Below are 20,160 nucleotides of genomic sequence, written 5' to 3'. Positions count from 1 at the left end.
GGGAGCGCGGCGGCGCCTCACGCCACCCCCAGGGCCGCCCGGGCGCGGGCCCAGGCGTCGGAGGTGGGGTCGATGAGGGTGAAGTGGTCGGCCCCCGGCACGACGTCGAGGGTGGCCGGGTCCCCCGCCGCCGTGGCGGCCGCGGTGTAGGTGCGGCTCTGGCCCAGCGGGACCGTGACGTCGGCGTCGCCGTGCACGCACGTGACGGGCACGCCGGTCGGCAGCAGGGCCAGCGGCGAGGCCACGGCGTAGCGCTCGGGCACCTGCCCGGCGGAGCCGCCGAGCAGGGCCGCGGTCGCGCCCGAGCCCAGCCCGTCGCGGTCGGCGGCGACGAGGTCGAGCACGCCGGCCTGGGAGACGACCCGCCGCAGCCGCACCAGCGGGGCCGAGCCCGGGGCGCCCTCCGGCAGCCGGTGCCGGGACGCGGCCCACACCACGAGCTGCCCGCCGGCTGAGTGGCCCACCCCGCGCACGTCGTCGAGGTCGAGCCGACCCGAGGCGGCGGCGGCCACCGGCCCGGCGAGCGCGTCGACCGCGGCGGCGACGTCGGTCAGGGTCGTCGGCCAGCCCCCGGTGCCGCCCGCTCCGACCCGGCCGTACTCGATGTTCCAGGCGGCGACGCCGCGCGCGGCGAGGTCGGCCGCGAGCGGGCGGCCCAGCTCCAGGCCGTACTGGGCGCGCCAGTAGCCGCCGTGGACGACCACGACCACGGGCACCCGGCCCTGCCCGGCGGGCAGGGAGAGCTCGCCGAGCTGGTCGCGCCCGCTGCCGTAGGCGACGCGGGTGACGTCGGCCGGGGTCGGCCCGGGCGCGGGCAGCGCGGCGCGCCCCCCGCACGCGGCGGCGAGCACCGACGCCGCGGACGCCCCGATCCCGGCGAGCACGCCGCGCCGGCTCACCACTGCCCCACCGTCACCACTGCTCCACCGTCACGACTGCGCCCCCTGCGCCCAGCGGTCCGTCAGCACCCCGAGCGCCCCCAGCGCGACGGCGGCGGCGGTGGAGGTGCGGAGCACGGTCGGCCCCAGGTGCACCGCGGTCACGCGGGACCCGCCCAGGGCGGCCAGCTCGTCGTCGCCGATGCCGCCCTCCGGGCCGACCACCAGCGCCACCGAGGCCGCCCCCGCCAGCGGCACCGAGGCGAGCGGGACGGCGGCCTCCTCGTGCAGCACCAGGGCCACGTCCACCGCGGCCAGCAGCACCGCCACCTCGGCCGTCGTGTGCAGCGGGCTCACCTCGGGCACCCAGGCCCGGCGGGACTGCTTGGCCGCGGCGTCGGCCACCGCGCGCCACCGCGCCACCCCCTTGGCGGCCTTGTCCCCCGCGCTCCACCGGGCCACGCAGCGGGCGGCCTGCCAGGGCACGAGCCGGTCGGCCCCGGCCTCCGTGGCCAGCTCGACGGCCAGCTCGGAGCGCTCCCCCTTGGGCAGCGCCTGCACCACGGTCACGCGCGGCGTCGGGGCGGGCTCGTGGCGGCGGGTGTCCACGGTCAGCGTCAGCTCGTGGCGGCCGACGCCGGCCACCGTGCAGCCGGCGACGTCGCCGCGGCCGTCGGTGAGCAGCACGGCCTCACCGGGGCGCAGCCGCCGCACCGTGGCGGCGTGGCGGCCCTCCGCCCCGTCGAGCACCAGCGTGGTGCCCGCGGCGGGCAGGTCCGGGTGGTGGAACCAGGGGGGTGACACGGCCGGGGGTCAGCGCCCGCCGAAGCTCTCGCGCAGCCGGGAGAACAGGCCGCCGCTCTGCTTGGACCCCACGGTGACGACCTCGGCGACGTCGTGGGGGCGGCTGCGGGCGAGCTGGCGCAGCAGGTCCGAGCCCTTGCGGTCGACCTTGGTGGGGACGACGACGTCGAGGTGGACGTGCACGTCGCCGCGGATCCCGGAGCGCAGCCGCGGCATGCCGTGCCCGCGCAGGGTCACCACCGCGCCCGGCTGGGTGCCCGGCTCGACGGTGATCGTCGCGTGGCCGTCGATCGTCTCCAGCGGCACCGTGGTGCCCAGGGCGGCGTCGGTCACCGGCAGCCGCACGGTGGCGTGCAGGTCGTCGCCGTCGCGGACGTAGATCTCGTGGGGCTCCTCGGCCACCTCGACGTAGAGGTCGCCGGCGGGCCCGCCGCCGGGGCCCACCTCGCCCTGTCCGGAGAGCCGGATGCGCATGCCGTCGCCCACGCCCGCGGGGATCTTGACGGTGATCTCGCGGCGGGAGCGCACCCGGCCGTCGCCGCCGCACTGCCGGCACGGGTCGGGGATGGTCTCACCGGTGCCGCGGCACGTCGGGCAGGGCCGCGCCGTCATGACCTGGCCCAGGAAGGAGCGCTGCACCGACTGGACCTCGCCCGCGCCGCCGCAGGTGTCGCACGTCTCCGGCGAGGTGCCGGGGGCGGTGCCCGAGCCGGTGCACACGTCGCACAGCACGGCGGTGTCGACGGTGATGTCGCGGGCCACGCCGGCGGCGCACTCGGCGAGGGTCAGCCGCACCTGCAGCAGCGCGTCGGAGCCCTGCTGCACCCGGCTGCGGGGCCCGCGTCCGCCGGCGCCGTTCCCGCCGCCGAAGAACGCGTCCATGATGTCGCCGAGGCCGAAGCCCTGGGCCCCGCCGCCGAACCCCGCGCCGCCGCCCCCGCCGCCCGCGGTCTCCAGCGGGTCCCCGCCGAGGTCGACGACCTGGCGCTTCTGCGGGTCGGAGAGCACCTCGTATGCGGTGGTCACCTCGCGGAAGCGCACCTGCGCCGCCTCGTCGGGGTTGACGTCGGGGTGCAGCTCGCGCGCCAGCTTGCGGTAGGCGCGCTTGATCTCCTCCGGGCTCGCCTTGGTGCCCACGCCGAGCGTGCCGTAGTAGTCCCGTGCCACGTGTCTGTTCCCGAACCCTCTCCGTGTCCCCACCCCGCGGGCGCCGCGCGCCCACGGGTGCGCGGCCGGGCTGCCCCGGCGCGCGTCGTGCCCACCCAGTGTGCCGGTCCGGCGCCGTCCCCACCGCGTGCGGGGTCCGGGCGGGCGGGGTCGCCCCGCCCGCTCCCGGCCCTGCTAGCGGCCCGCCAGCACCTCGCCGACGTAGCGGGCGACGGCGCTGACCGAGGCGATCGTGCCCGGGTAGTCCATCCGGGTGGGTCCGACCACGCCCATCCCGCCGAGCACCGTGCCCCCGGCCCCGTAGCCGACGCTGACCACCGAGGTGCCCCGCATCTCCTGGGCCTCGTTCTCCTCGCCGATGCTCACGGTGACCACGTCGTTCTCCTGCGCCGCGGCCAGCAGCTTGAGCACGATGACCTGCTCCTCCAGCGCCTCGAGCACCGAGCGCAGGGAGCCCGGGAAGCCGCTGAAGTCCGACGCGCTGCGCGTGAGGTTGGCGGTGCCGCCGAGCACCAGCCGGTCCTCGCGGTGCTCGACGAGGGTCTCCACCAGCACCATCGAGGCCCGCAGCACGGCGTCGCGCAGGTCCGGCGGCGCCGACTCGGCCAGCTCGGCCACGGCCACCGAGGCCGCGGTCAGCCGCTTGCCCTCCATCGCCCCGCCCAGCAGGGCCTTGATGCGGGACACCCCGTCCTCACCCACCACGTCGCCGAGCTCGACGATGCGCTGGTCGACCCGGCCGGAGTCGAGGATGAGCACCAGCAGCAGCCGGGCCGGGGTGAGCGCGACCACCTCGAGGTGGCGCACCGAGGACGCCGAGACCGACGGGTACTGCACCACCGCGACCTGGCGGGTCAGCTGGGCCAGCAGCCGCACGCCGCGGCGCAGCACGTCGTCGAGGTCGACGCTGGAGTCGAGGAAGGTGTGGATGGCCCGGCGCTCGGCCGCGGAGAGCGGCTTGACCGCGGCGATCCGGTCGACGAAGCGGCGGTACCCCTTGTCGGTCGGGATGCGGCCCGCGCTGGTGTGCGGGGCGGCGAGGTAGCCCTCGTCCTCGAGCACGGCCATGTCGTTGCGCACCGTGGCGCTGGAGACTCCGAGGTTGTGCCGCTCGACCAGGGACTTCGACCCGACGGGCTCCTGGGTGGCGACGTAGTCCGACACGATCGCCCGCAGCACCTCGAAGCGCCGGTCCTCCGTGCTCGCCACCGCCGTGCTCCCCTCGCCCCCGTGCCCGGCGCGAGCTGGTCCCCGCCCGGTGCGTGCCCCGCCCATCCTAGGCGGGCCGCGTCGCTACCCTTCGGTCCGTGATCTTCCGGGGGGTGCGCGACGACAAGCCGTACCCCGAGCACGGCCTGTCGACCAAGGACTGGTCGAAGATCCCGCCGCGGCAGGTCCGCCTCGACGAGCTGGTCACCACCAAGCGGGTCCTCGAGCTGGAGACGCTGATGGAGGAGGAGTCCACCCTCTACGGCGACCTGTTCCCGCACGCCGTGCTCTGGGGCGGCGCGCTGTACCTGGAGGACGGCCTGCACCGCGCCGTGCGGGCGGCGCTGCGCAACCGCACCGTGCTGCACGCCCGGGTGCTCGACCTGGAGTGGCTCCACCCCGCCGCACCGTCCCCGCCGGCGGGCTGAGGCTCAGGCCAGCAGCAGGTCGCGCACCACCGCGTCGGCCATCAGCCGGCCCCGGTCGGTCAGCACCCACGCCACCGGCTCCGGACCGCCGCGCGGGGTCAGCAGCCCGTCGGCGACCAGGCCCGCCGCCACCGCGCGCTCGGCCGCCGAGAGCGACGCCGCAGGCACCCCGCTGCGCATCCGCACCGCGAGCATCACGTCCTCGGTGTGGCGCTCCTGCGCGGTGAGCGGCTCCCGGGTGGCCACGGGGAGCTCGCCGCGGGCGAGGGTGGCCGCGTAGCGCACCGGGTGCTTGACGTTGGACCACCGCACCCCGCCGACGTGGCTGTGCGCCCCCGGGCCGGCGCCCCACCAGTCGCTGGAGTCCCAGTAGCCGAGGTTGTGCCGGCACCGGGCAGCGTCGTCGGCCGCCCAGTTCGACACCTCGTACCAGTCCAGGCCGGCGCCGCGCAGCGCGGTGTCGAGCCGGGTGTACCGGTCGGCGAGCACGTCGTCGTCGGGGGCGGGCAGCTCGCCGCGGCGGACCCGGCGGGCCAGCGCGGTGCCCTCCTCGACGATGAGGGCGTAGGCGCTGACGTGGTCCACCCCCGCGGCGAGCACGGCCTCGACCGAGGCGTCGAGGTCGGCGTCGGTCTCGCCCGGGGTGCCGTAGATGAGGTCGAGGTTGACGTGGTCGAAGCCGGCGGCCCGGGCCTCCCGGGCCGCGGTCACCGCGCGGCCCGGGGTGTGGGTGCGGTCCAGCGTGGCCAGCACGTGCGGGGCGGCGGACTGCATGCCCAGCGAGACCCGGGTGAACCCGGCCGCGCGCAGCCCGGCGAAGAAGGCGGGCGAGGTCGACTCCGGGTTCGACTCGGTGGTGACCTCGGCGCCCGCGGCCAGCCCGAGGGTGCCGCGCACCGCGTCGAGCACCGCGGCCAGCCCGTCGGCCCCGAGCAGCGACGGGGTGCCCCCGCCGACGAAGACGGTGTCCGCGGGGGGCGGGGCGCCGGTGGCCCCCAGGGTCGCCACGGCCAGCGCCAGCTCCGCGCGCACCCCGTCGAGCCAGGACCCGGTCGTCGCGGCACCGCCCAGCTCGGCCGGGGTGTAGGTGTTGAAGTCGCAGTAGCCGCAGCGCGTCGCGCAGAACGGGACGTGGACGTAGACGCCGAAGGGCCGCGTCCCCACCCCGTCCAGCGCGTCCGCGTCGAGCAGGGGGTCCACCGCGGCCGTCGTCACGCCCCCAGTGTCCCCCGCGGTCCCCGCCGCCGTCCCCGGCGGCCGCCGCGAGGCGTCCGTGCGGCGCGGGTCGGGCACCGTGGCATGATGGCGCCCGTGACCGGCAGCGGAGTTCCCCTCGTGGCGCGGCGCCACGTGGACCTGCTGCGCACGTCCAGCGCGCTCTGCCGCTGACCCTCCCCCGCCCGGCCGACGAGCGCTGCCCCGCAGCCCCGGCCTGGTCCTCGCCGCACGTCCCGGGCGCCGCCGCGCGCCCCACCTCGGAGGAACCACCGTGTCCAGCAGCGTCGACACCCGCCCGGCCCGCGCGCCCCGCAACGAGGGCCAGTGGGCCCTGGGCCAGCGCGAGCCGCTCAACAGCAACGAGCAGACCAAGCAGGACGACGACGCCCTGAACGTGCGGGCCCGCATCGAGGACGTCTACTCCAAGCAGGGGTTCGCGAGCATCGACAAGACCGACCTGCGCGGCCGCTTCCGCTGGTGGGGCCTCTACACCCAGCGCGTGCAGGGCCTCGACGGCACCCACACCGGGGACGACAACACCGACGCGCTCGAGGCCGACCGCTTCATGCTGCGGGTCCGCCTGGACGGCGGGGCGCTGACCACCGAGCAGCTCCGCGTCGTCGGCGGCATCGGCACCGAGTTCGCCCGCGACACCGCGGACCTGACCGACCGGCAGAACGTGCAGCACCACTGGATCCGCGTCGAGGACGTGCCGGAGATCTGGCGGCGGCTGGAGTCGGTGGGGCTGTCCACCACCGAGGCGTGCGGCGACTGCCCGCGCGTGGTGCTCGGCTCCCCGCTGGCCGGGGTGGCCGTCGACGAGGTGCTCGACCCCACGCCCGCCGTCGAGGAGATCGTCTCCCGCTTCGTCGGCGACCCCCGGTTCTCCAACCTGCCGCGCAAGTTCAAGACCGCGATCTCCGGGCTGCAGGACGTGGCCCACGAGGTCAACGACGTCTCCTTCGTCGGCGTGGTCCACCCCGAGCACGGCCCCGGCCTCGACGTGTGGGTCGGCGGCGGCCTCTCGACGAACCCGATGATCGCCCAGCGCCTCGGCGCGTGGGTCCCGCTGGCCGAGGTCCCGGAGGTGTGGGAGGGGATCATCTCGGTCTTCCGCGACTACGGCTACCGCCGGCTGCGCGCCCGGGCGCGCATCAAGTTCCTCGTCAAGGACTGGGGCGCAGCGGAGTTCCGCCGCGTGCTCGAGGAGGAGTACCTGCACCGGCCGCTGCTCGACGGCCCCGCCCCCGCGCCGCTGGACCGGCCGCGCGACCACGTCGGTGTGCAGCGCCAGCAGGACGGCCGCAACGCCGTGGGCGTCGCCCCCGTGGCCGGCCGGGTGTCGGGCACCGTGCTCACCGCGGTGGCCGACGCCGCCGAGCGGGCCGGGTCCGCCCGCGTCCGGCTCACCCCGCAGCAGAAGCTCGTGGTCCTCGACGTGCCCGACGACGCGGTGGAGGCACTGGTCACCGAGCTCGACGGCCTCGGCCTGCAGGCCCGGCCCTCGACGTGGCGCCGCCACGTCATGGCCTGCAGCGGGCTGGAGTTCTGCAAGCTCGCCTTCACCGAGACCCGGGTGCGGGCCCAGACGCTGGTGCCCGACCTCGAGGCCCGCCTGGCCGACCTCGACTCCGAGCTCGACGCCCCCGTCAGCGTGCACGTCAACGGCTGCCCCAACTCGTGCGCGCGGATCCAGGTGGCCGACATCGGGTTCAAGGGCCAGCTGGTCCCCGGTCCCGACGGCACCCAGGTCGAGGGGTTCCAGGTCCACCTGGGCGGCAGCCTGGGCCTCGGCGCCGGCGACGGGGCCGGGTTCGGCCGCAAGCTGCGCGGGCACAAGGTCACCACCGACGAGCTCGGCCCCTACGTCGAGCGGGTGGTGCGCGCCTTCGCCGCCGGCCGCGAGCCCGGGGAGCCGTTCGCCCGCTGGGCGGCCCGCGCCGACGACGACCTGCTCAAGTGAGGGAAGCAGCGTGAGGGCCGCGCCGTTGTACTGCCCGTACTGCGGAGAGCAGGACCTGCGGCCCGACGCGGCCGACGGCACCCCGCTGCCCCACGGCGGCTGGCGCTGCGGCGACTGCCGCGCCACCTTCCGCCTCACCACCCCGACCGCCACCACCACCAGCCCGACCACCCGAGAGGTGACCGCGTGAGCCCCACCGCCACCGACGACCTGCAGACCCTGGCGCAGCGCGGCGCCGCCGAGCTCGCCGACGCCCCCGCCGCCGAGGTGCTGCGCTGGACGGCCGAGACCTTCGGCGACCGGTTCGTCGTCGCGTCCAACATGCAGGACGCCGTGCTGGTCCACCTGGCCGCCCAGGCCCGTCCCGGCCTCGACGTGCTGTTCCTCGAGACCGGCTACCACTTCGCCGAGACCCTGGGCACCCGGGACGCCGTCGCCCAGGTCTACGGCGTGAACGTGGTCGAGGCCAAGGCCGAGCTCAGCGTCGCCCAGCAGGACGAGGCGTACGGCAAGGACCTCTTCGCCCGCGAGCCCGACCGCTGCTGCGCGATGCGCAAGGTGGCCCCGCTGACCACCTCGCTGGCCGGCTACGACGCCTGGGTCACCGGGGTCCGCCGCGTCGAGGCCCCCACCCGCGCGGGCACGCCGACCGTCACGTGGGACGACAAGTTCGGCCTGGTCAAGGTCAACCCCATCGCCGCCTGGACCGACGAGGACATGGACGCCTACATCGCCGAGCACTCGATCCTGGTCAACCCGCTCGTCGACGCCGGGTACCCCTCGATCGGCTGCGCGCCGTGCACGGTGAAGCCGCTGCCCGGCGCCGACCCACGCAGCGGCCGCTGGGCGGGGAAGAACAAGATCGAGTGCGGGCTGCACCAGTGACCGCCACGCTGCCCGCCGCGTCCACGATGGACGCCCTCGACGCGCTGGAGTCCGAGGCCGTCCACGTGATGCGGGAGGTCGCCGGGGAGTTCGAGCGGCCCGTCATCCTCTTCTCCGGCGGCAAGGACTCCACCCTGCTGCTGCACCTCGCGCTCAAGGCGTTCGCGCCCGCGCCCGTGCCGTTCGCCCTGCTGCACGTCGACACCGGGCACAACCTGCCCGAGGTCATCGAGTTCCGGGACCGGGTCGTGGCGCGGCACGGCCTGCGGCTGCACGTCGCCAAGGTCGAGGACTACCTCGCCGACGGCCGGCTGACCGAGCGGCCCGACGGCATCCGCAACCCCCTGCAGACCGTGCCGCTGCTCGACGCCATCACCGAGCACCGCTTCGACGCGGTGTTCGGGGGCGGGCGCCGCGACGAGGAGCGCGCCCGGGCCAAGGAGCGCATCTTCAGCCTGCGCAACGCCTTCGGCCAGTGGGACCCCAAGCGGCAGCGGCCCGAGCTGTGGAACCTCTACAACGGCCGCCACGCCCCCGGCGAGCACGTCCGGGTGTTCCCCATCTCCAACTTCACCGAGATGGACGTGTGGCGCTACATCGCCCGCGAGCAGATCGAGCTGCCCGACATCTACTACTCCCACGAGCGCGAGGTGTTCTCCCGCGACGGGATGTGGCTGACGCCGGGGCCGTGGTTCGGCCCGCGCGCCTCGGAGACCCTGGTGCGCAAGGCGGTGCGCTACCGCACGGTGGGCGACGGCTCCTGCACGGGCGCCGTGGAGTCGGACGCCGCGGACGTCGAGGCGGTGCTGGCCGAGGTGGCCGCGTCCCGGGTCACCGAGCGGGGCGCCACCCGCGCCGACGACCGCGTGTCGGAGGCCGCCATGGAGGACCGCAAGCGCGAGGGGTACTTCTGATGCTGGACCTGCTGCGCCTCGCCACCGCGGGCAGCGTGGACGACGGGAAGTCGACCCTGGTGGGTCGGCTGCTCTACGACACCAAGTCCGTGCTGGTCGACCAGATCGACGCCGTCACCCGTGCGTCCGTCGACAGGGGACTGTCCACGCCGGACCTGTCACTGCTCGTGGACGGCCTGCGGGCCGAGCGCGAGCAGGGCATCACCATCGACGTCGCCTACCGCTACTTCGCCACCCCGCGGCGCAGCTTCGTGCTGGCCGACACCCCGGGGCACGTGCAGTACACCCGCAACACCGTCTCGGGCGCCTCCACCGCGCAGCTGGTGGTCCTGCTCGTCGACGCGCGCAAGGGCGTCATCACCCAGGCCCGCCGCCACGCCGCCGTGCTGGCGCTGCTCGGGGTGCCGCGGCTCGTGCTGGCCGTCAACAAGATCGACCTCGTCGACGACCCGGCCGCCACCTACGCCGCCATCGTCGCCGAGTTCACCGCCATGTCCCGGGCGCTGGGGTGGTCCGACGACGCCGTGCAGGCCATCCCCGTCTCGGCGCTGCACGGGGACAACGTGGTCACCCCGTCGGAGCGCACCCCGTACTACGACGGCCCGACCCTGGTCGAGCACCTCGAGCAGGTGCCCACCGACGCCGAGCCGCACCGCGTGGGCCTGCGCTTCCCGGTGCAGTACGTCATCCGGCCGCGTACCGCCGAGCACCCGGACTACCGGGGCTTCGCGGGGCAGGTGGCCGCGGGCTCCGTCTCCCCCGGCGACGAGGTCGTGGTGCTGCCCTCGGGCACCCGCACCACCGTGGCCCGGGTCGACACCGCCGACGGGGAGCTCGACGCCGCGGGCACCGGGCGCAGCGTCACCCTGGTGCTCGCCGACGACGTCGACGTCTCCCGCGGCGACCTCATCGCCAGCCCCACCGACGCGCCCACCCCGCTCGCCGAGCTCGAGGCCACCGTGTGCTGGCTGGCCGAGGCACCGCTGCGCCCGGGCGCACGGCTGCTCGTCAAGCACGGCACCCGCACCACCCAAGCGATCGTCACCGCGATCACCGAGCGGTTCGACGAGCAGGAGCTCGTCGGGGTCGACTCCCCCGACACGCTGGGCCTCAACGACATCGGCCGCATCGGGCTGCGCACGGCGGAGCCGCTGGCGGTGGACGACTACGCCCTGAGCCGGCGCACCGGCAGCTTCCTGCTCATCGACCCCGTCCAGGGGAACACCCTGGCCGCCGGCCTCGTCGGCGACGCCCTCTCCGCGGTGGAGCGCAGCGTCGCCGGCTGAGGTCAGCCGGCGAGCCGGGTCACCGCGGTGGTGAACGCGGCCCGCACCAGCTCGGTGTCGAGCGGGTCCCGGGTGCCGCTGAGGCCCACCACGGAGACCAGGGCGCCCCGCACCTCGGCGAGCAGCTCGAGGCGCTCCAACGTCAGCGTCGTGCCCTGGTAGGTCGTGGTGCTGCGCTGCCGCACCCCCAGGCTCCGCCCGGACGGGGACGCCGGCGCGTCGACCACCTCGGTGGTCACGGTCTGCGGCTCCGGCGTGGACGGGTCGGTCTGGGTGAAGGTGGCGCACTGCCGCGCCCGCGCCTGCACCCCGTCCAGCGTGGGGTTGCCGGTGGGCGCGACGTACTCGAACAGGCTGTTGAAAGGGTCCACCCGGCTGAAGGCGACCAGGTAGGCGTTGCCGGCCGTGTCGGCCCGGGTCGCGCCGATCTCGGCGCAGGCCGGTGGGTCCACCACCGTGGTGCGCGGCGCCTGCGCGACCTCGGTCGCGGTGACGGTCGCGCCCATCCACCCCGCGGGCAGGTCGGTCAGGGTGAGCGCCAGCGGCTGGTAGGCGGTGCCCCCCGCGGTGACGGGCAGGGTGTCCTCGACCGCGGGTGCGCCCGGGGCGGGCGTCGACGGCGCCTCGGTGGCCGCGGTCCCCGCCACCGTGCTCGTCGCGCACCCCGCGGCGAGGGCGAAGGCCAGCACCGCCGCCGCCCACGCCCCGGCTCGTGATCCCTGCTGCACCGCGCTGCCCGCCCTCCGTCGACCCGGTCCGTCACCGTCTGCGACGCGTCACGGACGCCTAGGGTTCCCCCATGAGCGATGCACCGCAGCACGACCCGGCCGAGCTGGTCCACCTCGACGTCGCCGACGGGGTCGCCACCCTCACGCTCGACTCGCCCCGCAACCGCAACGCGCTCTCGGCCCGGCTGCGCCGCGAGCTGCTGGCCCACCTGAAGGCCACCGAGGCCGACGAGGACGTCCGGGTGGTCGTCCTGACCCACACCGGGACGGTGTTCTGCTCCGGCATGGACCTGCGCGAGACGGCCGGGGCCGGGGCGGACGAGCAGGGCGTCACCGAGTTCCCGCGGATCCTCACCCGCCTGCTGCGCCACCGGTGCCCGGTGCTGGCCGTGCTGCGCGGGCCCGCCCGGGCCGGCGGGGTGGGCCTCGTCGCCGCGTGCGACATCGCCGTCGCCGCCCGCGGCGCCACCTTCGCGTTCAGCGAGGTCCGCATCGGCGTGGTGCCCGCGGTCATCTCGGTGCCGCTGCTGCCGCTGCTCGACCCGCGCGCGGCGCAGGAGCTGTTCCTCACCGGGGACGTGTTCGACGCCGACCGGGCCGTGGCGGTCGGCCTGCTCACCGCCACCGCCGACCCCGAGGACCTCGACGCGCTCGTCGCCCGGTACACGGCCTCCCTGGCCCGGGGCGGGCCGACGGCGCTGGCCGCGACCAAGGCGATGCTGGCCGCCCGGGCCACGGCCGGCTCGGAGGAGCGGTTCGCCGAGATGCTCGAGCTCTCCGCCGGCTTCTTCGCCGCGGACGAGGCCCAGGAGGGGATGCGCGCCTTCGCCGAGAAGCGCCCCGCCGCCTGGGTCCCCGCCCCGCCCGCCGGGCCGGCCTGACCCCGGCTCAGCCCAGGGGCTCGGACGTCCAGGTGTTGCTGAACTCCAGGCCGCTGCGGATGAACAGCTGGCTGACGGGGCAGCGGCGCTCGGTCTCGCTGCGCAGCTGCTCGAACTGCTCGGCGGTGGCGTCGTTCTCGAGGTGGACCGTCAGCCGCACCGCGTCGAAGTTCGCGTTGCCCTGCGCCCCGCCGCCGATGACGGCGGTGTCGAGGTCACCGGTGGCCTCGGCGGTGATCCGGCCGAGGGTGATGCCGAGGTCCTTGGCGACGACGGCGGAGACGACCTGGGTGCAGGAGGTCAGCGCGGCCAGCGCGTAGGACAGCGGGCTGGGCGCGGAGTCCTCGCCGCCGAAGGACGGGTAGGTGTCGACGGCGATGGTGTGCTTGCCGTCGACGTCGACCTGCTGGGCGACGCCGGTGCCCGTGCCGGACACGTGGAACGGGACGACGGTCTGCTTCGGGCGGGTGGCGCTGGTCACGGGTGCCTCCGGGGCGGGGTCGGGGTGGGGAGCTGGGGGACGGGTCAGGACGTGGTGAGCGGGACGCGGTCGTCCTCGGCGGGACGGCGGCCGGGACGGGTGAGCAGCACGGTGACCAGGGCCGCGGCCAGCGCACCGGAGACGACCAGGGACGTGGGGGCCTTGAGCAGCGCCAGCGCGGAGGCCAGCAGCACGGCGGAGACCACCGGGCGGATGACGGTCGACGGCGCCTGGGCCGAGAGGCGGGCCCCGACGTAGATGGCGGGCAGGGCCCCGACGAGCAGGGACGCGGTGACGGCGAGCTGGACGTCACCGAAGAGCAGGTGGCCGAGCGCGGCCGCCCCGACGAGCGGGATGGCCTGCACGATGTCGGTGCCGACGAGCTTCGACGGGGTGAGACCGGGGTAGGCCAGCAGCAGCAGCGCGATGATGAGCGAGCCCGCCCCGACCGAGGTGATGCCGACGGCCAGCCCGCCGACCACGCCGATGGCCACGGTCACGCCCGGGCGCACCACGAGCGGACCGTGGTCCCGGGTGCCGCCGCGGCGGTCGAGCACCAGCCGGGTGAGCGTGGCGAGCAGCGAGACCACCAGCGCCGCACCGATCACCGTCTTCAGGGTGGACTGCACCCCGCTAGAGCGGCCCAGCGTGCCGACGAGGACGGCCCCGACGAACCCCGACGGCACGGCGCCGAGGACGAGCCACTTCACCAGCCCCGTCTGCACCGTGCCGCGGCGCAGGTGCACCGCGGCCCCGACGGGCTTCATGACCAGGCTGGTGACCAGGTCGGAGGAGATCGCGGCCAGCGGGGCCACGCCGAAGACGAGCACCAGGATCGGGGTGAGCAGCGCGCCGCCCCCCATCCCGGTGAGCCCGACGAGCAGGCCGACGAGCAGGCCGGCGACGACGAGCGAGGGGTCGATCGAGAGGAACGAGGACACGGCGAGCACCTGTCGTGAGGGGCGCGGCGCAGCGGCGCGCGCGAGGGGTCCGAGCGGGGCGGGACGGGGAGGGTCAGCTCTCCCGCGGACAGCAGCCGCTGGCGGACAGGCGCATCAGGTCCAGGTGCAGGCGTCGCACGAGCACGCCGGCGGCGGGCGCGAGCACGGTCCTGGACACGGCGGCCATCGTGGCATTGTCGACCGGACCGGTCAACTTGATCGGGAACGATGCTGGACGGGTGCGGCATGCTGGCCCGCGTGCAGATCTCGGCGAAGGCGGACTACGCGGTGCGGGCCGTGTGCGTGCTGGCCGCGGCCGAGCCGGGGTGCGCGATCAAGGCCGACGAGGTGGCGGCCGCGCAGGACATCCCGCGCACGTTCCTCGACGCGATCCTGGCCGAGCTGCGCCGCGGCGGCCTCGTGGTCAGCCGGCGCGGCCCCGAGGGCGGGCACCGGCTCGCCCGCCCGGCCGCCGAGATCAGCGTCGCCGACGTGGTCCGCGTCGTCGACGGGCCGTTGGCGCTGATCCACGGCCACCGCCCCGAGGCGGTCGACTACGGCGCACCGGCGACCCACCTGCGCGACGTGTGGGTGGCGGTGCGGGCCTCGCTGCGCGCGATCATGGAGGGAACCACCATCGCCGACGTCGTCGCCGGCGAGCTCCCGCCCGCGGTGAGCGGGCACACCGAGCAGCAGCGCTCCTGGTCCTCGGTGTGGCCGCCCCCGGCCCCGTGACACCCGCCCCGTGACACCCGCCCCGTGACACCGGCCCCGTGACACCGCCGCCGCGGTCCCCGCTCAGACGGCGCGCAGCAGCGACGCGAGGACGACGAGCACCAGCAGCCCGACCAGGGTCGCGGTGATCCGGAAGCGGGGCGAGGCGAGGCGAGCCCGCAGGGCGTCCGGGACGGACCGGCGGCGGGTGCTCACCGCGCCCAGGGTAGGCAGCCGGGCCGCGACCACGTCCGCCCCCCGGTCGAGGCCCACCGCGACCGCCCCGCAGAGCGGGACCACCACCCCGAGCACGACGGGGACCTGCAGCACGAAGGGCAGGCCGACGAGCCACAGCTCGACGGAGTCCCACCACGTGCCCAGCCAGCCCACACCGGCGAGGCTAGCCCGCTAGGTTCAGGCCCATGTTTGCCGTGCACGCAGCCGAGCCCAACGCCGACGACCCGATCGCGTCCCTGCGCGTCGGGGAGCGCGACGCCCCCACCGCCCCCGAGGGGTGGGTGACGGTGGACGTGGCGGCGGCCAGCCTGAACATGCACGACCTGTGGACGCTGCGGGGCGTGGGCATCAAGCCCGAGCAGTTCCCCATGACGCTGGGCTGCGACGGCGCCGGCACCCTGCCCGACGGCTCGCCCGTCGTCATCCACTCCGTGATCCCCAGCGACGGGTGGGTGGGGGACGAGACCCTGGACCCCCGGCGGACGCTGCTCACCGAGCTGCACCAGGGGACCATGGCCGAGCAGGTCGTCGTCCCGGCCCGCAACGTCGTCCCGCTGCCGGAGGCGATGACGCTCACCCAGGGCGCGGTCATGGGCACCGCCTGGCTCACCGCCTACCGCATGCTCTTCGTCAAGTCCGGCCTGCGCCCGGGGCAGACCATCCTGGTGCAGGGCGCCTCCGGCGGCGTCTCCACCGCCCTGGTGCAGCTGGCGTCGGCGGCCGGGTTCCGGGTGTGGGTCACCGGCCGCACCGAGGAGAAGCGCGCGCTCGCCTCCCGGCTGGGCGCCGACGCCACCTTCGAGTCCGGGGCGCGGCTGCCGGGCAAGGTCGACGGCGTGTTCGAGACCGTCGGCAAGGCGACCTGGGGCCACTCCGTGCGCTCGCTCAAGCCGGGCGGCGTCATCGTGGTGTCCGGGTCGACCTCCGGGCCCGACGCGGGCGCCGAGCTGCAGCGGGTCTTCTTCCTGCAGCTGCGCGTCGTCGGCTCCACCATGGGCACCCGCGACGAGCTGGCCGACCTGCTCTCCTTCTGCGCCCAGCGCGGCATCACCCCCGAGATCGGCTCGGAGGTCCCCATGACCGAGGCCGAGGACGCGTTCCGCGCCATGCTCGAGGGCCGCACCGCGGGCAAGATCGTGCTGACCCGGTAGGACCGGCGGCGGTGTTCACCGGGCCGTGACCTGGCCCGGGCATGATGCGCGGATGGACCAGTCCGCGCCCCTGGCCGCCGCCGTCCCCGTCCCGCGGCGCGTGTCGCCGGGCGGGGTCGGTCGCAGCGCGTTCCCGCCCATCGCGGACTACGCGTTCCTCTCCGACTGCGAGACCACCTGCCTGGTGGCGCCGAACGGCTCGGTGGAGTGGATGTGCGTGCCGCGGCCGGACTCCCCCAGCGTCTTCGGCGCGATGCTGGACCGGGGCGCGGGGCACTCCCGGCTCGCGCCCTACGGCGTCGCCGTGCCCGCGTCGCGGCGCTACATGCCGGGCAGCCTCATGGTGGAGACCACGTGGCAGACCGACACCGGCTGGCTCATCGTCCGCGACGCCCTGGTCATGGGCAGCTGGCACAACACCGACGAGCGCTCCAAGACCCACCGGCGCACCCCCACCGACTGGGACGCCGAGCACGTCCTGCTGCGCACCGTGCGCTGCGTGTCGGGCACCGTGGAGCTGGCGCTGAGCTGCGAGCCCGCCTTCGACTACCACCGGCGCGGAGCCACGTGGGCCTACACCGGGCCCGCCTACGGGGAGGCAGTGGCCACCTGCACCCCGGAGGTGGTCGAGGGCGAGCCGGCGATGCCCACCCTGAAGCTGACCACCGACCTGCGGCTGGGCCTGGAGGGCCGCGAGGCCCGCGCCCGCACCCGGCTCACCGAGGGCGACGACGTCTTCGTGGCCCTGAGCTGGTCAGACCTGCCCGCCCCGCAGACCTACGCCGAGGCCGCGGAGAAGATGTGGCGGACCCAGGAGTCGTGGCGCCAGTGGATCGCCGCGGGCCGGTTCCCCGACCACCCCTGGCGGAGCTTCCTGCAGCAGAGCGCGCTGGCCCTCAAGGGCCTGACCTACTCCCCCACCGGCGCGCTGCTCGCCGCGGCCACGACCTCGCTGCCGGAGACCCCGGGCGGGGAGCGCAACTGGGACTACCGCTACGCCTGGGTGCGGGACTCCACATTCGCCCTGTGGGGGCTCTACACCCTGGGCCTGGACCGGGAGGCGAACGACTTCTTCTCCTTCATCGCCGACGTGTCCGGCTCGGGCAACGGCAAGCCGCACCCGCTGCAGGTGATGTACGGCGTCGGCGGGGAGCGCTCGTTGACCGAGCTGGAGCTCGAGCACCTCTCCGGCTACGAGGGCGCGGCCCCCGTCCGCATCGGCAACGGGGCCTACGACCAGGAGCAGCACGACATCTGGGGCACCATGCTGGACTCGGTGTACCTGCACACCCGCTCCCGCGAGCAGGTGCCCGAGCAGCTGTGGCCGCTGCTCAAGGCGCAGGTCGAGGAGGCCATCGCGCACTGGCGGGAGCCCGACCGCGGCATCTGGGAGGTCCGCGGCGAGCCGCAGCACTTCACGTCGTCGAAGGTCATGTGCTGGGTCGCGCTGGACCGCGGCGCCAAGCTGGCCCGGCTGCACGGCGAGGCCGGCTTCGCCGAGGACTGGCAGAAGATCGCCGACGAGATCCACGCCGACGTCCTCGCCCACGGCGTCGACGAGCGCGGCGTGCTGGTGCAGCGCTACGGGTCGACGGCCCTCGACGCCTCGCTGCTGCTGGTGCCGCTGCTGCGCTTCCTGCCCGCCGACGACGAGCGGGTGCGGGCCACGGTGCTGGCGATCGCCGACGAGCTGACCGTGGACGGGCTGGTGCTCCGCTACCAGGTCGAGGAGACCGACGACGGGCTGACCGGCGAGGAGGGCACGTTCACCATCTGCTCGTTCTGGCTGGTCTCCGCCCTGGTCGAGATCGGGGAGACCCGCCGGGCCCGCCACCTCTGCGAGCGGCTGCTCTCCTTCGCCAGCCCGCTGCAGCTCTACGCCGAGGAGATCGACCCCGCCACGGGCCGGCACTGGGGCAACTTCCCGCAGGCCTTCACCCACCTCGCGCTGATCAACGCGGTGGTGCACGTCATCCGCAGCGAGGCCGACGAGCTGGGCTCGTTCCAGCCCGCGCACGGCGGCGCGTGACCGCCGGCGGGTCCGTGAGCCGCGCGCACGACCTCGCGGTGCTTGACTGGGGGACGTGACGGACACCACGGCGACGACGACCACGGCGAACGACCTGCAGGTGAGCACCGACCCCGCGGCGGTGGGTCTCGACGCGGCGCGGCTGCGCCGCCTCGACGCCCGCTGCCAGCGGTGGGTCGACGAGGGGCAGCTGCCCGGATTCCTCGTCACCGTGGCCCGCCACGGCGAGCTCGTCCACGTGGGCACCGGCGGGCAGCGCGACGTCGAGGCCGGCCTGCCCGTCACCCCGGACACCCTCTGGCGCATCTTCTCCATGACCAAGCCGGTGACGTCGGTGGCGGCGATGTCGCTGTACGAGGAGGGCGCGTTCGAGCTGACCGACCCGATCAGCCGCTGGATCCCCGAGTTCGCCGACACCCGCGTCTACGTCGCCGGGTCCGACCAGAAGCCCGTCACCGAGCCGGCCACCGAGCCGATCCGGGTGTGGCACCTGCTCTCCCACACCTCGGGGCTGACCTACGGGTTCCACCGCACCCACCCCGTCGACGCGATGTACCGCGCGGCCGGCCACGAGTGGGGCACCCCGCCGGGCGCGGACTCCGCCGAGGTGTGCCGGCAGTGGGCGGCGGTGCCGCTGGTGTTCCAGCCGGGCCGGGAGTGGAACTACGGCGTCTCCACCGACGTGCTCGGCCGCCTCGTCGAGCTGTGGGCGGGCAAGCCCCTCGACGAGGTCTTCGCCGAGCGCATCTACGCGCCGCTGGGCATGACGGAGACGTCGTTCGGCCTCGCCTCGCCGGACGACGCCGGCCGCCTCGCCCAGCTCTACGGCGCCGGCGTCACCCCGCTGACCGCATTCGCGGCCGCCGCGCACCAGAAGCCCGCGTTCCTCTCCGGCGGGGGTGGGCTGGTGTCCTCGGCCGGGGACTACCTGAGCTTCGTGGAGATGCTGCGCGCCGGTGGGTCCACACCGGACGGGGGACGTGTCCTGGGGCCCCGCACCCTGGCGCACATGGTCCGCAACCACCTCCCCGGCGGGGCCGACCTCGAGACCTACGGCCGCCCCCTGTTCGCCGAGACCCCGCTGCGCGGAGTCGGTTTCGGCCTCGGGTTCTCGATGGTGCTCGACCCGGCCGCGTACGGGGTGGTCAGCTCGGTGGGCGACTACTCCTGGGGCGGCGCGGCGTCGACCGCGTTCTACGTCGACCCCGTCGAGGATCTCACCGTCACCTTCTACACCCAGCTGCTGCCCAGCTCGACGCTGCCGATCCGGCCCTTCCTGCGCCAGCTGGTCCACCAGTCGATCGTGGACTGACGGTGCCCCGGCTGCCCGCGGACGAGCGCACCCTGCACGGCTGGTTCGACCCCGCGCTGGCGCCGGTGCTCACCGTCGACCCCGGCGCGACCGTCGTCGTGGACTGCCTCGACTCGGGCTGGTCGGCCGGGCCGTGGGACGGCACCGGGGACGTGCTGGCCCGGCCGCGCCACCCCGCGTGGCGGCCGGGCCACGGCCACGCGCTGACCGGGCCGGTCGCGGTGCGCGGCGCCCGTCCCGGTGACGTGCTGGCCGTCCGGGTCGACGCAGTGGTGCCGGGGACGTTCGGCACCACCTACGCGGGGATGCGCGACACCCCGGTCAACCGCCGCCTGGGCGTGGTCGACGACCGCGCGGTGCTGCGCTGGACCATCGACGGGGCCACGGCCACCACCCAGCACGGGCACACCGTGGCCACCCGGCCGTTCCTCGGCGTCGTCGGGCTGCCCCCGGCGGAGCCCGGCAGGCACTCGACCGTCCCGCCGCGGTGGCACGGCGGCAACCTCGACTGCCGCGACGTCGTCGCCGGGTCCACCCTGTACCTGCCCGTCACCGTGCCGGGCGCCCTGCTCTCCGTCGGGGACGCGCACGCCGCGCAGGGGCACGGGGAGGTCTCCGGGACGGCGATCGAGTGCCCGGCCACCGCGACGCTCACCCTCGACGTGCTGCCCGAGCTGCACGGCCTCGCGCTGCGCACCCCCGTCGCCGACACCCCCGCCGGCTGGGTCGTCCTGGGCGTCGCGGACGACCTCGACACCGCCACGGGCCACGCCCTGGACGGGGTGCTCGACCTGTTGGGCGCGCTGCACGGGCTGGGCCGGGCCGAGGCGCTCGCGCTGGCGTCGGTGGTCGTCGACCTGCACGTCACCCAGGTGGTCAACCAGGTCGTCGGCGTGCACGCGCTGCTGCCCCACGACGCGCTGCGCTGACCGGG

General features: G+C 75.5%; 22 protein-coding genes. 13 read left to right on the top strand and 9 right to left on the bottom strand.

The annotated features are described in order from the left end of the window. Positions 1-17: 17 nt before the first annotated feature. The 4 genes from ACYVOF_RS12270 to hrcA form a co-directional block, all read right to left on the bottom strand. Entirely contained in the window at positions 18-902 is an 885-nt protein-coding gene (locus ACYVOF_RS12270) for an alpha/beta hydrolase family protein (protein WP_460866825.1), read from the bottom strand. 27 nt (positions 903-929) lie between these two features. Beyond that, the gene (locus ACYVOF_RS12265) at positions 930-1,682 is read right to left on the bottom strand and encodes a 16S rRNA (uracil(1498)-N(3))-methyltransferase (RefSeq protein WP_460866824.1); all 753 of its coding nucleotides are present in this window, start codon (positions 1,680-1,682) and stop codon (positions 930-932) included. A gap of 9 nt (positions 1,683-1,691) precedes the next feature. Beyond that, positions 1,692-2,849 carry a molecular chaperone DnaJ gene (dnaJ, locus tag ACYVOF_RS12260; RefSeq protein WP_460866822.1) on the bottom strand — a complete coding sequence of 386 codons (1,158 nt, stop codon included), beginning with the start codon at positions 2,847-2,849 and terminating at the stop codon, positions 1,692-1,694. 174 nt (positions 2,850-3,023) lie between these two features. Then, the gene (gene hrcA / locus ACYVOF_RS12255) at positions 3,024-4,058 is read right to left on the bottom strand and encodes a heat-inducible transcriptional repressor HrcA (protein WP_460866821.1); all 1,035 of its coding nucleotides are present in this window, start codon (positions 4,056-4,058) and stop codon (positions 3,024-3,026) included. 98 nt (positions 4,059-4,156) lie between these two features. Between hrcA and ACYVOF_RS12250 the strand changes: the two genes are divergently transcribed. Continuing rightward, positions 4,157-4,486 (top strand): type II toxin-antitoxin system VapB family antitoxin, encoded by a 330-nt coding sequence (locus ACYVOF_RS12250; protein WP_460866819.1) that lies wholly within the window; start codon positions 4,157-4,159, stop codon positions 4,484-4,486. A gap of 3 nt (positions 4,487-4,489) precedes the next feature. On the opposite strand, the gene hemW is transcribed toward ACYVOF_RS12250, so the two are convergent. After that, positions 4,490-5,686 (bottom strand): radical SAM family heme chaperone HemW, encoded by a 1,197-nt coding sequence (gene hemW / locus ACYVOF_RS12245; protein ID WP_460866882.1) that lies wholly within the window; start codon positions 5,684-5,686, stop codon positions 4,490-4,492. Between the two features lie 99 nt (positions 5,687-5,785). On the opposite strand from hemW, the gene ACYVOF_RS12240 reads away from it, so the two are divergent. From ACYVOF_RS12240 to ACYVOF_RS12215, 6 genes are all read left to right on the top strand, one after another. After that, complete coding sequence (locus tag ACYVOF_RS12240; RefSeq protein WP_460866817.1) at positions 5,786-5,875, top strand: putative leader peptide; 90 nt, start codon at positions 5,786-5,788, stop codon at positions 5,873-5,875. A gap of 100 nt (positions 5,876-5,975) precedes the next feature. Then, the gene (locus ACYVOF_RS12235) at positions 5,976-7,667 is read left to right on the top strand and encodes a nitrite/sulfite reductase (protein WP_460866815.1); all 1,692 of its coding nucleotides are present in this window, start codon (positions 5,976-5,978) and stop codon (positions 7,665-7,667) included. 10 nt (positions 7,668-7,677) lie between these two features. Continuing rightward, positions 7,678-7,857 (top strand): hypothetical protein, encoded by a 180-nt coding sequence (locus ACYVOF_RS12230; protein ID WP_460866813.1) that lies wholly within the window; start codon positions 7,678-7,680, stop codon positions 7,855-7,857. Continuing rightward, a complete protein-coding gene (locus ACYVOF_RS12225) occupies positions 7,854-8,552 on the top strand; it encodes a phosphoadenylyl-sulfate reductase (RefSeq protein ID WP_460866811.1) in 699 nt (232 codons plus the stop codon). Before ACYVOF_RS12230 ends, ACYVOF_RS12225 begins: the two co-directional genes overlap by 4 nt. 26 nt (positions 8,553-8,578) lie before the next feature. After that, entirely contained in the window at positions 8,579-9,466 is an 888-nt protein-coding gene (gene cysD / locus ACYVOF_RS12220) for a sulfate adenylyltransferase subunit CysD (protein ID WP_460866881.1), read from the top strand. Continuing rightward, positions 9,466-10,752: a sulfate adenylyltransferase subunit 1 gene (locus ACYVOF_RS12215; protein ID WP_460866809.1), complete on the top strand. Its 1,287-nt coding sequence runs from the start codon at positions 9,466-9,468 to the stop codon at positions 10,750-10,752. Before cysD ends, ACYVOF_RS12215 begins: the two co-directional genes overlap by 1 nt. Before the next feature lie 2 nt (positions 10,753-10,754). Here ACYVOF_RS12215 and ACYVOF_RS12210 read toward each other — a convergent pair whose 3' ends face one another. Further along, positions 10,755-11,480, bottom strand: coding sequence for a hypothetical protein (locus ACYVOF_RS12210; protein WP_460866807.1), 726 nt, complete (start codon positions 11,478-11,480; stop codon positions 10,755-10,757). 71 nt (positions 11,481-11,551) lie between these two features. Here ACYVOF_RS12210 and ACYVOF_RS12205 point away from each other — a divergent pair, with 71 nt between their 5' ends. Next, positions 11,552-12,361, top strand: coding sequence for an enoyl-CoA hydratase-related protein (locus ACYVOF_RS12205; protein ID WP_460866805.1), 810 nt, complete (start codon positions 11,552-11,554; stop codon positions 12,359-12,361). Between the two features lie 7 nt (positions 12,362-12,368). On the opposite strand, the gene ACYVOF_RS12200 is transcribed toward ACYVOF_RS12205, so the two are convergent. Next, positions 12,369-12,842, bottom strand: a complete 474-nt coding sequence (locus ACYVOF_RS12200; protein WP_460866803.1) for an OsmC family protein — start codon at positions 12,840-12,842, stop codon at positions 12,369-12,371. 44 nt (positions 12,843-12,886) lie between these two features. Continuing rightward, on the bottom strand, positions 12,887-13,783 hold the full coding sequence (locus ACYVOF_RS12195; RefSeq protein ID WP_460866802.1) for a sulfite exporter TauE/SafE family protein: 897 nt from the start codon (positions 13,781-13,783) through the stop codon (positions 12,887-12,889). 258 nt (positions 13,784-14,041) lie between these two features. Between ACYVOF_RS12195 and ACYVOF_RS12190 the strand changes: the two genes are divergently transcribed. Then, positions 14,042-14,518: an RrF2 family transcriptional regulator gene (locus tag ACYVOF_RS12190; protein WP_460866879.1), complete on the top strand. Its 477-nt coding sequence runs from the start codon at positions 14,042-14,044 to the stop codon at positions 14,516-14,518. 63 nt (positions 14,519-14,581) lie between these two features. On the opposite strand, the gene ACYVOF_RS12185 is transcribed toward ACYVOF_RS12190, so the two are convergent. Beyond that, positions 14,582-14,887 (bottom strand): hypothetical protein, encoded by a 306-nt coding sequence (locus ACYVOF_RS12185; RefSeq protein WP_460866800.1) that lies wholly within the window; start codon positions 14,885-14,887, stop codon positions 14,582-14,584. Between the two features lie 32 nt (positions 14,888-14,919). Here ACYVOF_RS12185 and ACYVOF_RS12180 point away from each other — a divergent pair, with 32 nt between their 5' ends. Genes ACYVOF_RS12180 through ACYVOF_RS12165 form a run of 4 tightly spaced genes read left to right on the top strand, consistent with a single transcriptional unit; the run spans position 14,920 to position 20,155 of the window. Then, on the top strand, positions 14,920-15,885 hold the full coding sequence (locus ACYVOF_RS12180) for a quinone oxidoreductase family protein (RefSeq protein ID WP_460866798.1): 966 nt from the start codon (positions 14,920-14,922) through the stop codon (positions 15,883-15,885). Positions 15,886-15,937: 52 nt separating this feature from the next. Next, entirely contained in the window at positions 15,938-17,914 is a 1,977-nt protein-coding gene (locus ACYVOF_RS12175; RefSeq protein WP_460866796.1) for a glycoside hydrolase family 15 protein, read from the top strand. Positions 17,915-17,969: 55 nt separating this feature from the next. After that, complete coding sequence (locus ACYVOF_RS12170; RefSeq protein WP_460866793.1) at positions 17,970-19,226, top strand: serine hydrolase domain-containing protein; 1,257 nt, start codon at positions 17,970-17,972, stop codon at positions 19,224-19,226. Between the two features lie 2 nt (positions 19,227-19,228). Further along, the gene (locus tag ACYVOF_RS12165) at positions 19,229-20,155 is read left to right on the top strand and encodes an acetamidase/formamidase family protein (protein WP_460866791.1); all 927 of its coding nucleotides are present in this window, start codon (positions 19,229-19,231) and stop codon (positions 20,153-20,155) included. The last annotated feature ends 5 nt before the right edge of the window (positions 20,156-20,160 follow it).

The sequence above is a fragment of the Rhodococcus aerolatus genome, from assembly GCF_054783215.1.
Note: the sequence above shows the minus strand (reverse complement) of the source record. Positions and strands in the feature narration are given on the sequence as shown.

What these genes read in the sequence shown, in the direction of transcription:
- ACYVOF_RS12240 (WP_460866817.1), top strand. Translation starts at nt 5,786, where the DNA reads ATGATGGCGCCCGTGACCGGCAGCGGAGTTCCCCTCGTGGCGCGGCGC.
- ACYVOF_RS12205 (WP_460866805.1), top strand. Translation starts at nt 11,552, where the DNA reads ATGAGCGATGCACCGCAGCACGACCCGGCCGAGCTGGTCCACCTCGAC.
- ACYVOF_RS12215 (WP_460866809.1), top strand. Translation starts at nt 9,466, where the DNA reads ATGCTGGACCTGCTGCGCCTCGCCACCGCGGGCAGCGTGGACGACGGG.
- ACYVOF_RS12175 (WP_460866796.1), top strand. Translation starts at nt 15,938, where the DNA reads ATGGACCAGTCCGCGCCCCTGGCCGCCGCCGTCCCCGTCCCGCGGCGC.
- cysD (WP_460866881.1), top strand. Translation starts at nt 8,579, where the DNA reads ATGGACGCCCTCGACGCGCTGGAGTCCGAGGCCGTCCACGTGATGCGG.
- ACYVOF_RS12180 (WP_460866798.1), top strand. Translation starts at nt 14,920, where the DNA reads ATGTTTGCCGTGCACGCAGCCGAGCCCAACGCCGACGACCCGATCGCG.